This is a genomic window from Ralstonia sp. 25C (assembly GCF_051904805.1).
Classification (GTDB): domain Bacteria; phylum Pseudomonadota; class Gammaproteobacteria; order Burkholderiales; family Burkholderiaceae; genus Ralstonia.
In genome coordinates this window covers 436,394-449,719 of sequence record NZ_CP196737.1, presented here as the reverse complement: position 1 = coordinate 449,719, position 13,326 = coordinate 436,394, and the positions used below count along the sequence as shown (strand labels likewise).

Annotated in this window: 9 protein-coding genes and 1 pseudogene; 8 read left to right on the top strand and 2 right to left on the bottom strand. The window is 63.9% G+C overall.

Annotated features, from left to right (window positions below; all coding sequences use genetic code 11):
• Positions 1-66: 66 nt before the first annotated feature.
• Positions 67-1,476, bottom strand: coding sequence for an amino-acid N-acetyltransferase (argA, locus tag ACS7SF_RS02000; protein WP_439891455.1), 1,410 nt, complete (start codon positions 1,474-1,476; stop codon positions 67-69).
• Positions 1,477-1,537: 61 nt separating this feature from the next.
• On the opposite strand from argA, the gene hrpA reads away from it, so the two are divergent.
• From hrpA to ACS7SF_RS01970, 6 genes are all read left to right on the top strand, one after another.
• Positions 1,538-5,518, top strand: coding sequence for an ATP-dependent RNA helicase HrpA (gene hrpA / locus ACS7SF_RS01995; protein ID WP_439891454.1), 3,981 nt, complete (start codon positions 1,538-1,540; stop codon positions 5,516-5,518).
• A gap of 116 nt (positions 5,519-5,634) precedes the next feature.
• Positions 5,635-6,630 (top strand): cytochrome D1 domain-containing protein, encoded by a 996-nt coding sequence (locus tag ACS7SF_RS01990; protein WP_439891453.1) that lies wholly within the window; start codon positions 5,635-5,637, stop codon positions 6,628-6,630.
• 12 nt (positions 6,631-6,642) lie between these two features.
• On the top strand, positions 6,643-7,488 hold the full coding sequence (locus ACS7SF_RS01985) for a polysaccharide deacetylase family protein (protein WP_439891452.1): 846 nt from the start codon (positions 6,643-6,645) through the stop codon (positions 7,486-7,488).
• Position 7,489: 1 nt separating this feature from the next.
• A complete protein-coding gene (locus ACS7SF_RS01980; RefSeq protein WP_439891451.1) occupies positions 7,490-8,464 on the top strand; it encodes a sterol desaturase family protein in 975 nt (324 codons plus the stop codon).
• 80 nt (positions 8,465-8,544) lie between these two features.
• Positions 8,545-9,402 carry an EI24 domain-containing protein gene (locus ACS7SF_RS01975; RefSeq protein WP_439891450.1) on the top strand — a complete coding sequence of 286 codons (858 nt, stop codon included), beginning with the start codon at positions 8,545-8,547 and terminating at the stop codon, positions 9,400-9,402.
• Positions 9,403-9,438: 36 nt separating this feature from the next.
• Positions 9,439-10,257 (top strand): competence/damage-inducible protein A, encoded by an 819-nt coding sequence (locus tag ACS7SF_RS01970; protein WP_439891449.1) that lies wholly within the window; start codon positions 9,439-9,441, stop codon positions 10,255-10,257.
• 18 nt (positions 10,258-10,275) lie between these two features.
• On the opposite strand, the gene ACS7SF_RS01965 is transcribed toward ACS7SF_RS01970, so the two are convergent.
• The gene (locus tag ACS7SF_RS01965) at positions 10,276-10,752 is read right to left on the bottom strand and encodes a rhodanese-like domain-containing protein (protein WP_439891448.1); all 477 of its coding nucleotides are present in this window, start codon (positions 10,750-10,752) and stop codon (positions 10,276-10,278) included.
• Positions 10,753-11,206: 454 nt separating this feature from the next.
• Between ACS7SF_RS01965 and ACS7SF_RS01960 the strand changes: the two are divergent.
• Both ACS7SF_RS01960 and ACS7SF_RS01955 read left to right on the top strand, forming a co-directional pair.
• Positions 11,207-12,623 (top strand): annotated as a pseudogene (locus tag ACS7SF_RS01960) (3-hydroxylaminophenol mutase).
• Positions 12,624-12,795: 172 nt separating this feature from the next.
• A complete protein-coding gene (locus ACS7SF_RS01955) occupies positions 12,796-13,326 on the top strand; it encodes a DUF4124 domain-containing protein (RefSeq protein WP_439891447.1) in 531 nt (176 codons plus the stop codon).

The following is a 13,326-nucleotide window of genomic DNA, read 5'->3' as shown; positions in this document are numbered from 1 at the left end:
GGTATTGTAAAACGCGTGGCCGACATCACCGGGATTCCGGTATGCCGCCCAGGGGCATATTGGGGCTTACAGCTTCTTCATTAGCACCATCGAGCGCCGCTGCCAGTTGTAGAGCTTGCGGCGGTCTTCCGGCAGGTCGTCCACGCTGGCGCGCACGAAGCCGCGCTTGAGGAACCAGTGTTCCGTCCGCGTGGTGAGCACGAACAAGCGCTTGAGGCCCAGCGCACGGGCGCGAACTTCCGTGTGTTTGAGCAGGCGTTCGCCGTCACCGGTGCCCTGACTGTCGGGTGAGACGATCAGGCAGGCCATCTCGGCCATGCCGTCCTTCGGATACGGGTACAGCGCCACGCAGCCAAAGATGATGCCGTCGTGCTCGATGACCGAGAAGTTGGCGATGTCGCGCTCGAGCAGCCGGCGCTCGCGCGGCACTAGCGTGCCGTCGGCTTCCAGCGGTTCGATCAGCGAGACGATGCCGCCCACGTCGTCCAGCGTGGCTTCGCGCAGGTATTCCAAGTCGGTGTGCGACACCATGGTGCCCACGCCGTCGTGCAGGAACAGCTCGAGCAGGATGCTGCCGTCCAGCGCAAACGGGATCACGTGGGCCCGGCGCACGCCGCCGCGCATCGCCTTGACGATGTGCTGCAGGTAGTAGGCCGTGTCGTTCGGCAGGCTGCCGTCGCGCAGGCGCTCGATGGCGGTTTCCAGTGACAGATCCTGCTGCAGCTTGCCCACGCGGTCCATGATGCCCGGCAGCTCGGTGATGAAGATCAGCTTGTCGGCCTTGAGCGCCGTGGCGGTGTTGGCGGCCACGTCTTCCATCGACAGGTTGAACGCCTGCCCCGTGGGCGAAAAGCCCAGCGGCGAGAGCAGCACGATCTTGCGGTTGGCCAGCGAATGCTGGATCGACTCCGCATCAATCTTGCGCACCAGCCCCGTGTGCTGGAAGTCCACGCCGTTGACGATGCCCACCGGCCGCGCCGTCACGAAGTTGCCCGACACGACCGACATGCGTGCACCGGCCATCGGCGTATTGGGCAGGCCCTGGCTGAAGGCGGCTTCGATGTCCAGACGCAATTCGCCGGAGGCTTCCTTGGCGGATTCCAACGCGGCGGCGTCCGTCACGCGCACGCCATCCACGAACTGGGTTTGCACGTTGCGCAGGGCGAGCTGCTCTTCCACCTGCGGGCGCGAGCCGTGCACCAGCACGATGCGCATGCCCATCGCGTGCAGCAGGGCGAGATCATTGACCAGCCAGCCGAGCATGCCGGCCTGGACCAGCTCGCCACCAAAGCCGATCACGAACGTCTTGTCGCGGAAGGCGTGGATGTACGGCGCCACCTCGCGCAGCCAGTCCACGAACTGTTGCTGCTCAGGCGTGGGCGGGATCGGAGCGACGTTGACAGAGGCGGGCGTGTGAGCGACCAAGGAAACACCAGGCGGAACGCCAGGAGCAGGGGCGGAGGAGCGAGCGGTCACGGGCGGAGGAGGGAAGGCGGCACGGGGCGCGGGAAAGATGCGCGGATTATAATCCCGCCCGATGTCAGATTCCCACGCCAAGCCGCAGTCTGCGGCGCCCTCCCGACCCCTGCCGAAAGACACTCAGCCGCCCGAGCGCAAGCCTGGCGGCAATGGCCGTTCGCAGCGTCGTCCGAAGCCCACGCCGGAAGAACTCGCCGCCGCGCTGGAGGCCCGCCGCGCACGCGCCAACCGTGTTCCGCCGATCACGTTTCCCGAGGCGCTGCCCGTGTCGGCCCGGCGCGACGAGATCGCTGAGGCTATCGCCGCCAACCAGGTGGTGATCGTCTCGGGCGAGACCGGTTCGGGCAAGACCACGCAGTTGCCGAAGATCTGCCTGTCGATTGGGCGGGGCATTGGCGCGGGCGGTACCGGGCTGATTGGCCACACGCAGCCGCGCCGGATTGCCGCCACATCGACGGCCAAGCGCATTGCGCAGGAGATCGGCACGCCGGTGGGCGAACACGTGGGCTATCAGGTGCGCTTTAACGATGCGCTGTCGGCCGGCGCGTCGGTCAAGCTGATGACCGACGGCATCTTGCTGGCCGAGACGCAGAACGATCCGCTGCTGCGCGCGTACGACACGATCATCATCGATGAGGCGCACGAACGCAGCCTCAATATCGATTTCCTGATCGGCTATCTGAAGCAGCTCCTGCCGCGCCGGCCCGACCTGAAGATCATCATCACCTCGGCTACCATCGATGCGCAGCGCTTTGCCGAGCACTTTGCCGGGCCGAAGGGTCCGGCGCCGGTCATCGAAGTCAGCGGACGGCTGTATCCGGTCGAGGTGCGCTACCGCCCCGTCCAGCGAGACGAGAAGGACAAGGAGCGCGATCTCTACGAAGCCCTCGTCGATGCGGTGGACGAACTCGCCCGCGAAGGCTCCGGCGATGTGCTGATCTTCCTGCCCGGCGAACGCGAAATCCGTGAGGCCACCGAGGCGCTGCGCAAGCACCATCCGGCGCATACCGAGATCCTGCCGCTGTTTGCGCGCTTGTCCGTGCAAGAGCAGGAGCGTGTGTTCCGCCCATCCAACGCTCGGCGTATCGTGCTGGCAACCAACGTGGCCGAAACCTCGCTGACGGTGCCGGGCATCCGCTACGTGGTCGATACGGGGCTGGCGCGCGTCAAGCGCTATTCGTATCGCAACAAGGTCGAGCAACTGCAGATCGAGCCGGTGTCGCAGGCCGCGGCCAACCAGCGCGCGGGCCGTTGTGGTCGGGTGGCCGACGGCGTGTGTATCCGCTTGTACGAGGAATCGGATTTCATCGCGCGGCCGCGCTTTACCGATCCGGAAATCCTGCGTTCATCGCTGGCGGCGGTGATCCTGCGCATGAAGGCGCTGCGGCTGACGGACGTCGAGCAATTCCCGTTCATCGAGCCGCCGCTGGGTCGTGCGATTGCCGATGGCTACCAGCTCCTGCAAGAACTCGGCGCCGTCAACGACGAGAATGCACTGACGCCACTGGGCAAGCAGGTCGCCCGTCTGCCGCTGGATCCGCGTGTGGCGCGGATGATCCTGGCCGGCCGCGACCACCAGTGCCTGCGCGAAATGCTCATCATTGCGAGCGCGTTGTCCGTGCAGGACCCGCGCGAGCGACCGCAGGAACTCCAGCAGCAGGCCGACCAGGCGCACCGTTTGTTTGCCGACGAGAAATCCGAATTCCTCGGCTGGGTGAAGCTGTGGAAGTGGTTTGAAGAGGCGATCGCGCACAAGAAATCGAACAAGCAGTTGCAGGAGAATTGCCGCTCGCATTTCCTCTCGCACGTGCGGTTGCGCGAATGGCGTGATGTGCATTCGCAATTGCACACGACGGTGGCGGAGCAGGGCTGGAAGCTCAATGAAACCGATCCGACCTACGAGCAGTTGCATCTGGCGCTGCTGACGGGGTTGCTGGGCAATATCGGTGTGCGCATCGAAGAGGCCGACGGCAAGGGCCGTGAATACCTTGGCGCGCGCGGCATCAAGTTCTTCCTCTGGCCGGGTTCGGCCATTGCACGCAAGGCAGGCAAGTGGGTCGTGGCGGGCGAGCTGGTCGAGACCAGCCGCTTGTTTGGCCGCACGCTCGCGCGCATCGAGCCCGAGTGGGTGGAGAAGGTCGGCGCGCACCTGCTGAAGGTGTCGTGGAGCGATCCGCATTGGGAGAAGAAGGCCGGCCAGGTGATGGCCTTCGAGCGCGGCACGCTGTACGGCCTGCCGATCTACCAGCAGCGCCGCGTGCATTTCGGGCCGATGCAGCCGAAGGAAGCGCGCGAGATGTTTATCCGCCGGGCGCTGGTCAACGGCGAGTTCGAGACGCGCCTGCCGTTCTTCGCGCACAACCAGCGCCTGGTGCGCGAGATCGAGAACCTCGAGCACAAGTCCCGCCGGCAAGACGTGCTGGTGGACGACGAGTTGATCTACGCGTTCTACGACAGCCAGATCCCGGCCGATATCTACAACACCGTTTCGTTCGAGCGCTGGTATGCCGAGGCCGCCAGCGCCAGTGGCAAAGCGGGCCAGAAACTGCTGTACCTGAATCGCGATGACCTGATGCGGCATGAAGCGGCCGGCATCACGACCGACCTGTTCCCGAAGGTGCTGCCGATTGCCGGCATCGATATGGGCCTGACGTACCACTTCGAGCCCGGCAGCCCACGCGATGGCGTGACGCTGACGGTGCCGCTGTACGCACTCAACCAAGTGCCCGCGCAGCGCGCCGAATGGCTGGTGCCCGGCATGCTCAAGGAGAAGGTGCATCTGCTGCTCAAGAGCCTGCCGCAGAAGCTGCGCCGCCATTGCGTGCCGTTGCCGGACTATGCCGCCGGTTTTGTGTCGCGCGTGCGGCTGGGTGATGGCGACCTGCTTGACCGCCTGATCGCCGATGTGCGTGAACAGACCGGCATCATGCTCAAGCGCGCCGACTTCAAGCTCGAAACGCTGCCCGCGCATCACTTCATGAACTTCAAGGTGATCGACGAGCACGGTCGCCAGCTCGACATGGGCCGCAATCTCGCCCAGTTGCGTGCCGAACTCGGTGGACGTGCGCAGCAGACCTTCCAGTCGATCGCTGCGAAGGACGCAGCCGTCATCGGTGCGCAGGAGAACGCCAAGCCCAGCAAGAGCGGCAAGGGCGAGGCGCCGTCCAATGCGGCGCTCTATTCCGGCCTCACGACATGGAATTTCGGCGAACTGCCCGAGCTGCTGGAAATCCGCAAAGGCAACCAGACGCTGTTCGGCTATCCGGCACTCGTCGATGCGGGTGACCACTGCGACGTGGAGGTCTTCGACGATCCAGCCGAGGCCACGCGCATCCATCGGCTGGGCCTGCGCCGGCTGTTTGCGATCCAGTTGCGCGAGCCGTTGAAGTACCTGGAAAAGAACATCCCGGGGCTGTCGCAGATGGCCATCCAGTTCATGAACCTCGGTACGCAGGACGAACTGCGCGACCAGATCCTGGATGCCACGCTGGAGCGCGCCTGCCTGCAAGATCCGCTGCCCACCGACGATGCCAGCTTTGGCGCCCGCAAGGACGAAAGCCGCGCGCGCCTAACACTGCTGGCGCAGGAAATTGCACGGTTGGTCGGCGCGATCCTGGCGGAATACGCCCAGATGCCGCGCAAGCTGCAGATCGCCAAGCCGTTCGCGGCGGCGTATGCCGATATCGACACGCAGCTGAAAACGCTGATGCACAAGCGCTTTATCGAGGCGACGCCATACGCGCAATTGCAGCACTTTCCGCGTTACCTGAAGGGCATCGCGCTGCGCATCGACAAACTCAAGGCCGATCCGGCGCGCGATACGCAGCGGATGCAGGAGATGGCGCCGCTCATCCAGCAGTACCAGCGCGCGGAAAAGATGCTGCGCGTGCAAGGGCAGGGCGGCAGCGACCCGCGCATGGAGGAGTTCCGCTGGATGCTGGAGGAGTTGCGCATCGCGCTGTTTGCACAGGAGTTGCGCACGCCGGTGCCGATGTCGGTCAAGCGGCTGCAGAAGGTGTGGGAATCCATGCAGCGATAGGCTGCAGTGCTTTGTCGGGCGTGGGGAAAGTTCCCGCTTTCTTTTTTTGATTTGTGTCAGCGGTGCCCTAAAGGCGGGCGTTAGAATGGCTGGCTAAGTTGCTGAATCTTCTCGCTATGTCTGCCTCGCGCGCCTCGTTTGCCCCCCGTTGGTTTTCCACGCTTGTCCTGTCGGCCGCTGCTTTGGTGGCCGCGCACGTGGCGCGTGCTGAAGTCGTCACCGTGCTCAATTCGGGCGACGCAAGCGTCTCTTTGATCGACAAAGACAGCCGCAAGGTGCTGGAGACGTTCCCGATCGGTAAGGAGCCGCATCACCTGATCGCCACGCCGGACGAAAAATCCCTGATCGTCGCCAACGCGGTCGGCAACGATCTCGTCTTCCTCGATCCGATCACCGGCAAGATCCAGCAGCGCGTGCCGCGCATTGATGACCCGTACCAGATCGGTTTCTCGCCCGACCAGAAGTGGTTCCTGACCACCGGCAACCGCCTGGATCGCGTGGACATCTACCGTTGGGACGGCCACGCACTCACCCTCGCCAAGCAAATCCCGGCGGCCAAGACGCCGAGCCACATCGCCTTTACCGCCGACAGCAAGATCGCGTTCATCACCGTGCAGGATTCCAACGAGGTGATGGCGATCGACCTGCCCACGCAGACCGTGATGTGGCGCATGACCATTGGCTCCGCGCCGGCCGGCGTGTGGGTCACGACGGACCAGAAATACCTGCTGGTGGGCATGACTGGCGCTGACTACGTCGAAGTCATCGACTGGCACACCCGCACCAGCGTCAAACGCATCCCGACCGGCAAGGGCGCACACAACTTCCGTGCGCTGGGTGACAAGCGCCACCTGTTCCTGTCGAACCGCGTGTCGGGCACGATCAGCATCATCGATCAGCAGACGCTGACCAAGGTCGGCGATATCACCGGCCTGCCGCCCGGCCCGGACGACATGGAACTGACCGCCGACGGCAAGCAGCTCTGGGTGACCTGCCGCTGGGCCAAGACCGTGGCGATCGTCGATGTGGCAAGCCGGTCGGTGGTGGAAAAGATCAAGGTCGGGCGCTCGCCGCACGGCATCTACTTCCGTTCGCGCGCGCCGCTCCTCTAAAGCGTGACGATCATGAAAGCTGGCCTGTCGATGCTGCGCACGATGGCCGCCACGGCGGCGCTGGGGCTGTGCGCGCTGGCGAGCGCTGCCCCGGGTGGCGCAGATGGGAACAAGCAGGCCGGCGCGTGCAAAGGCACCGTCTACCTGACGTTCGACACCGGCAGCATGAGCCAGGCGCAGTTGATTGCCGACACGCTGCGCCGCCACCGCATTCACGCCACGTTCTTCCTCGCCAACGAGAAGACGATCCACGGCGACAGCACGCTGGACGACGGTTGGGCACCGTACTGGAAATCGCTCGCTGCTGACGGCCACGCTTTCGGCACGCATACCTTCGATCACGTCTACTACAAGGGCGAGGCTGGCACCGACAAGGTCCGCTTCCGCCCGCAGTTTGGTGAGCAGGGCGGCCGCAATGTCGTCTGGGGTGAGCCCGAGTTTTGCGCAGAGCTCAAACGCAGCGCTGACCGCTTCAAGGCCATGACTGGCCAGCCGATGGACCCGCTGTGGCGCGCGCCGGGCGGTCATCTTTCTGCGACAACGGAAGGCTGGGCCAAGCAATGCGGCTTTGCCCACGTGGCCTGGGCGCCGGCTGGCTTCCTCGGCGACGAGTTGCCGTCCGAGCGTTATTCAAATGCAGCGTTGCTCGACAAGGCGCTCGCCAATCTGCGCGATGGCGACATCACCATGGCGCACTTGGGCATCTGGTCGCGCAAGGACCCATGGGCGCCGGCGGATCTGGAGCCGCTGATCACCGGTCTGGAGCGCAAGGGTTTCTGCTTTGCCACGCTGCGCGATCATCCGCAATACAAGGCCTGGTTTGCTGCCCAATCGGCTAAACCCGCAGCAGCGCGCTGACATGTTCGACTGGATTGCCGACACCTTCACGCAAGCGCAGGACGTGCTCTTTCAGCACGTCGTGATGCCGATTACCTACGCCATCGGCCTGGGTGGCTACGTGGAAGATGCGTACCCCGGCACCGAATGGCTGCTGATGGGGCTGGTGCAGATCGCCGTGTTGCTGCTGGTTTTCCGTCCGCTGGAGCGCTGGCGCCCCGTGGAGCCGGTGCAGGATCGCAAGGCCATACGCGCAGACATCATCTACACGCTGTTCCATCGCCTCGGCTTCTTCCCGCTGCTGCTGTTTTTCACGCTGCAGCCGCTGATCGACGCACTGGACGGCAAGCTGCGGTTCTGGGGCTGGGCGCACCTGAACGTCGAAGACTGGTGGCCGGGCGTGACGTCCGTCGCCATCGTCAGCTTCGTGATCTATCTCGTGCTGTTCGATCTGCTCGACTACTGGTATCACCGCCTGTCGCACAAGTTCCATTGGTGGTGGAACCTGCATGCGCTGCACCACAGCCAGCAGCAGATGACGCTGTGGTCGGACGACCGCAACCACATCCTCGACGATGTGTTGCGTGGTGCGGTGTTTGCCATCGCGGCGCTGGCCATTGGCGTAGAGCCTTCGCAGTACGTGCTGCTGGTCGCCATTTCGCAGTTGCTGCAGAGCCTGCAACACGCCAATGTGCGGCTGCACTTCGGCTGGTTGGGCGAGCGGTTGCTGATCTCGCCGCGCTTCCACCGGATGCATCACGCCATCGGCCTGGGGCACGAAGTGCCGGGCAAGCCGGGCGTGCTGGGCGGCTGCAACTTCGGCGTGCTGTTCCCGTGGTGGGACATGCTGTTCGGTACCGCCATCTTCTCGCCGGAGTACCACGCCACCGGCATCCGCGACCAACTTCCCGCGCCGCAAGGCCGCTCCCGCGACTACGGGCGCGGGGTGTTGCGCCAGCAGTGGCTTGGTCTCAAGCGGCTGTTCGGCCGCGCATAAAATGGGGCCGCTGCGTGGCCGGCGGCATGTCGGCCCGCTGTGCTAGGCTGTCCGCTCCCTGATTTCCCCTGTTTCCCTGCATGAACGATCTGATTCGCTCGTTTGGCCGCGCACTGCTTTCGCAGCTGCATCCGCGCATGTTGTTCCTGACGGTGTTGCCGTTCATCGTTGCCGTGGTGGTGTGGGGCGCTGTGCTGTATTTCGGCTGGGATGCCATGAACGGTATCGCCAGAAGTGCCGTCGAGGGCTGGACGTTCATGGGCTGGATCAAGAGCGGCCTCAACGCGATCGGCATGTCGGGTTTGTGGTCGGCCATCGCGCCGCTGCTGGTCATTACGCTGCTGGTGCCGGTGATTGTGGTGTCGATCCTCGTCTTCGTGAGCGTGACGGCGGTGCCGTCGGTCATGCGCTTTCTGGATCGCAGCTATCCGCAGTTGGAGCGTCGCAAGGGCGGGTCGTTGATGGGCAGCGCGTTGCATGCGCTGCTGTGCACGCTGGTGTTCCTCCTCGTAGCCATCATCACGTTGCCGCTGTGGCTGATTCCGCCGTTCTTCGCGCTGATTCCGCCGCTGCTGTGGGGCTGGCTGACCTATCGCCTGATGACCTATGACGCGCTGGCCGACCACGCCACGGCCGAGGAGCGCCGCGCGATCATGCAGCGCTACCGGTTGCCGCTGCTCGGCATCGGCGTGGCGGTTGGCATGCTGGGCTCGGCGCCGACGCTGTTGTGGGTATCGTCGGTGGTGACGATCGTGCTGTTCCCGCTCATCGCCATCGCCGTCATTTGGCTGTATGCGTTGATCTTTATCTTCTCGGCGCTGTGGTTCGGCCACTTCTGCCTGCGTGCCCTGACGCGCCTGCGCGCCGAGGCGCCGCCCGCGCGCATGGTGGAAGCCAGCGTGATCGAAGTCACCACCATTGAATTGCCCCGCGAATAATCAGAACCATCAGAAATCAGAACCATCAGGACTGACATGGCTTTCGGCATGATCATCATCGGCGACGAGATCCTCTCGGGCCGCCGCGAAGATAAGCACCTGCGCAAGCTGATCGAAGTGCTCGGTGAGCGCGGCCTTGCGCTGGAGTGGGCCGAGTACGTCGGCGATCAGCCCGCGCGCATCACCGATGTGCTCAAGCGCACGTTTGCCACCAGCGACGTGGTGTTCTGCACCGGCGGCATCGGCGCCACCCCCGATGACCACACGCGCCAATGCGCCGCCGCCGCGTTAGGCGTACCGCTGGAACTGCATCCAGAAGCCCGCGAGCAGATCACGCTGCGCATTGCCGAGACGGCCGCAGGCGACCCGCTCAAGGCGGATCTATCCACGCCCGAAAACCAGCACCGCTTCAAAATGGGCGAGTTTCCGCAGGGCGCGCGCATCATCCCGAACAGCTACAACCGTATCCCCGGGTTTTCGGTGGCGCATCACCATTTCATGCCGGGCTTTCCGGTGATGGCGTGGCCGATGATGGAGTGGGTGCTCGATACCTACTACGCCGATCAATTCCACCGCGCGCCGCGTGAAGAGCGTTCCTTCCTGGTATTCGGCCTGCCGGAGTCGCGGCTGACGCCGCTGATGGAGCGCATCGAAGCCGAGTTCGATGGCGTGAAGGTGTTCAGCTTGCCCAGCGTGGGCGATGCCGCGCGCGGCGAGCGCTATGCCCGCTCGCACATCGACCTGGGCGTGAAGGGCTCACCCGAGGCGGTGGCCAGCGCCTATGTCGTGCTGCGCGAAGGCGCGCTGGCGCTGGGCGGCGAGATCATCGAAACGGACGCCGCAGCGGCGTCCTAATTGGCTGGGCTGATCGGCTCAGGCGCCGTGCCAGGGCAGGCCACGGAAGCACCAGCCTTCCACGGTCTTGCGGTGGCCTTCGCCATCCTTGGCACCTTCAAAACCTTCCAGCACATCCATCGCGTGCTTGTAGCCGGCTTGCGCGGCGGCCACGGCGGCATGCTTCGAGCGCGCTGCGCTGCGGCACAGAAATAGCACCGGCGCATCCTTCGGTACGGCCGCTTCCAATGCGCTGAGGAAGTTCGGGTTACGCACGCCGCCCGGATACTGATTCCACTCCACATGAACGAACTGGCTGGGTGGCACCTCTGGCGTGCCGACCCAATCCAGTTCCGCCCGCGTACGCACGTCCACCAGCCGGGCCTGCGGATCGGCTGCCAAGAGCGCGGCCGCTTCTTGCGGCGACAGGGCGCCGAAATACGGCAGCTGGTCAGCTTCACGGCGGGCGGCAGCCGCTTCTAGCAGAGACTCGCGGGTGAGTGTGGTTGCAGTCATGGCGATGGCGGGAATGGAAAGCAAACATTCTAGCCCCGCTGGCCAGGGGTACAGAAGTGAATCACCGGAATGGTGCGGATTTGATGCGGCCGCACAATAGCGGTGCTTTATTGATTTTTGAGCACTACGGTGGTGCGTTAGCTATGCTGGCTGGACAGCCGAACGCTGTGAGCGGCGCTGCGGTTGCACGTTCGCGCGTGCCTTTGCACCGGCCCGAGCACCGTGCCAGCCAAGGGCTGCCAAGGCGCTGCACTATTTGCGGGAGGCCATGCCCGTCTGCGGGTCGTGATTGGCATGCTTTCTGCTAAGATTTCCGCGGTCTTTTTCGGGGGCGTCAGGTAATACCGGGCGGCCTGGCTGGAAAGAAGATGTTTCGGGGTGAGGGCGGGTCGCACGGATCCGTCACACAACCGGCTCACAATGATTTGCGTTATTGCGCTACCAGGAGAATGGCATGTCCCAAAGCATTGCAGACGTGATGAAGCTCGTGAAGGAAAACGACGTCAAGTTCGTCGATTTCCGCTTCACCGATACCAAGGGTAAGGAGCAGCACGTCTCGGTCCCCGTTTCGCACTTCGGCGAAGACAAGTTCGAAAGCGGTCACGCATTCGACGGTTCGTCGATCGCCGGTTGGAAGGGCATCGAAGCGTCGGACATGCTGCTGGTGCCGGATTCGAACACCGCCCACATCGACCCGTTCTACGAAGAGCCGACCCTGGTGATGACCTGCGACGTGGTCGAGCCGTCGGACGGCAAGGGCTACGACCGTGACCCGCGCTCGATCGCCAAGCGCGCTGAAGCCTATCTGAAGAGCTCCGGCCTGGGCGACGCCGCCTACTTCGGTCCGGAACCCGAATTCTTCATCTTCGACGGCGTGACCTGGAACGTTCAACATGCAAGGCTGCTTCGTGAAGATCCATTCCGAAGAAGCCCCGTGGTCGTCGGGCAAGGAATTTGAACACGGCAACTCGGGCCACCGTCCGGGCAAGAAGGGCGGCTACTTCCCGGTCGCCCCGATCGACACGTTCCAAGACATGCGCTCGGAAATGTGCCTGATTCTCGAATCGCTGGGCATTCCCGTTGAAGTGCACCACCACGAAGTGGCTGGCCAAGGCCAGAACGAAATCGGCACGAAGTTCAGCACGCTGGTGCAACGCGCCGACTGGACGCAGCTGCAAAAGTACGTGATCCAGAACGTCGCGCACACCTACGGCAAGACCGCCACGTTCATGCCGAAGCCGGTCGTGGGCGACAACGGTTCGGGCATGCACGTTCACCAGTCGGTGTGGAAGGACGGCCAGAACCTGTTCGCAGGCAACGGCTACGCCGGTCTGTCGGAATTCGCGCTGTACTACATCGGCGGCATCATCAAGCACGCTCGCGCGCTGAACGCCCTGACCAACCCGGGCACGAACTCGTACAAGCGTCTGGTGCCGGGCTTCGAGGCTCCGGTCAAGCTGGCGTACTCGGCGCGTAACCGTTCGGCTTCGATCCGTATTCCGTACGTGGCAAACCCGAAGGGCCGCCGTATCGAAACGCGCTTCCCGGATCCGCTGATGAACCCGTACCTGGGCTTCTCGGCGCTGTTGATGGCCGGTCTGGATGGCGTGCAGAACAAGATCCACCCGGGCGAAGCTGCCGACAAGAACCTGTACGACCTGCCGCCGGAAGAAGACGCAAAGATCCCGACCGTGTGCTCGAGCCTGGATCAGGCCCTCGAGTACCTGGATAAGGATCGCGAGTTCCTGACCCGCGGTGGTGTGTTCTCCAACGCCATGCTCGACGCCTACATCGAGCTGAAGATGGAAGAAGTCACGCGTTTCCGCATGACGACGCACCCGCTCGAGTTCGAGATGTACTACTCGCTGTAATTGAGCGAGCGCCCCGGCCGATGTGTCGGGGCAACGCGACGGTTGTGAAAGGAGGGCGGCGAAGGTCGCCCTTCCTTTTTGTGAAGGGAAGGTTTGTGGCTAGAATGAGCGACCGCCGGAATTGGACGACCGATTTCCGGCGCCCGATCGACGTTTCCGCCAGATTTCATTCATGTCCCGCCCTTCCTCACGCATTGCATTCGGACTGTTTGCCAGCGCAGCGGTGTTTGCCGCGTTGTCCATGCAGGCACCTGCGTACGCAGATGACGTCTATCTGTGTACGGGCCCGAATGGCGTGCCGGAGTACCGCAACAGCGGCAACGTGAAGGGTTGCAAGAAGCTGACGCTGCCTGACGTGGTAACCGTACCGGGCACCCGCAGCCCTCGAAGCGCAGGGGCTGCGCCGGCGCCGGCGCAGAACGGCAATAGCAATGCAGGTGGTGGTTTCCCGCGCGTGGATAGCGCCACGCAAAAGGCACGTGACGGCGAACGCCGCCAGGTGCTGGAGGCCGAATTGGCCGAAGAGGAGCGCAAGCTCCAAGGTTTGAAGGCCGAATACAACAACGGCCAGCCCGAGCGCCAGGGCAATGAGCGCAACTATCAGAAGTATCTGGACCGCACCGCGCAGTTGAAGAGCGACATCGAACGCAGCCAGGCCAATGTCGATTCCATCCGCCGGGAGCTGGGCAACCTAAGGGAGTAA

Coding starts and splice junctions, on each gene's coding strand:
- ACS7SF_RS01980 (WP_439891451.1), top strand. CDS start 7,490: ATGTTCGACTGGATTGCCGACACCTTCACGCAAGCGCAGGACGTGCTC.
- ACS7SF_RS01975 (WP_439891450.1), top strand. CDS start 8,545: ATGAACGATCTGATTCGCTCGTTTGGCCGCGCACTGCTTTCGCAGCTG.
- ACS7SF_RS01990 (WP_439891453.1), top strand. CDS start 5,635: ATGTCTGCCTCGCGCGCCTCGTTTGCCCCCCGTTGGTTTTCCACGCTT.
- ACS7SF_RS01965 (WP_439891448.1), bottom strand. CDS start 10,752: ATGACTGCAACCACACTCACCCGCGAGTCTCTGCTAGAAGCGGCTGCC.
- hrpA (WP_439891454.1), top strand. CDS start 1,538: ATGTCAGATTCCCACGCCAAGCCGCAGTCTGCGGCGCCCTCCCGACCC.
- ACS7SF_RS01970 (WP_439891449.1), top strand. CDS start 9,439: ATGGCTTTCGGCATGATCATCATCGGCGACGAGATCCTCTCGGGCCGC.
- ACS7SF_RS01955 (WP_439891447.1), top strand. CDS start 12,796: ATGTCCCGCCCTTCCTCACGCATTGCATTCGGACTGTTTGCCAGCGCA.
- ACS7SF_RS01985 (WP_439891452.1), top strand. CDS start 6,643: ATGAAAGCTGGCCTGTCGATGCTGCGCACGATGGCCGCCACGGCGGCG.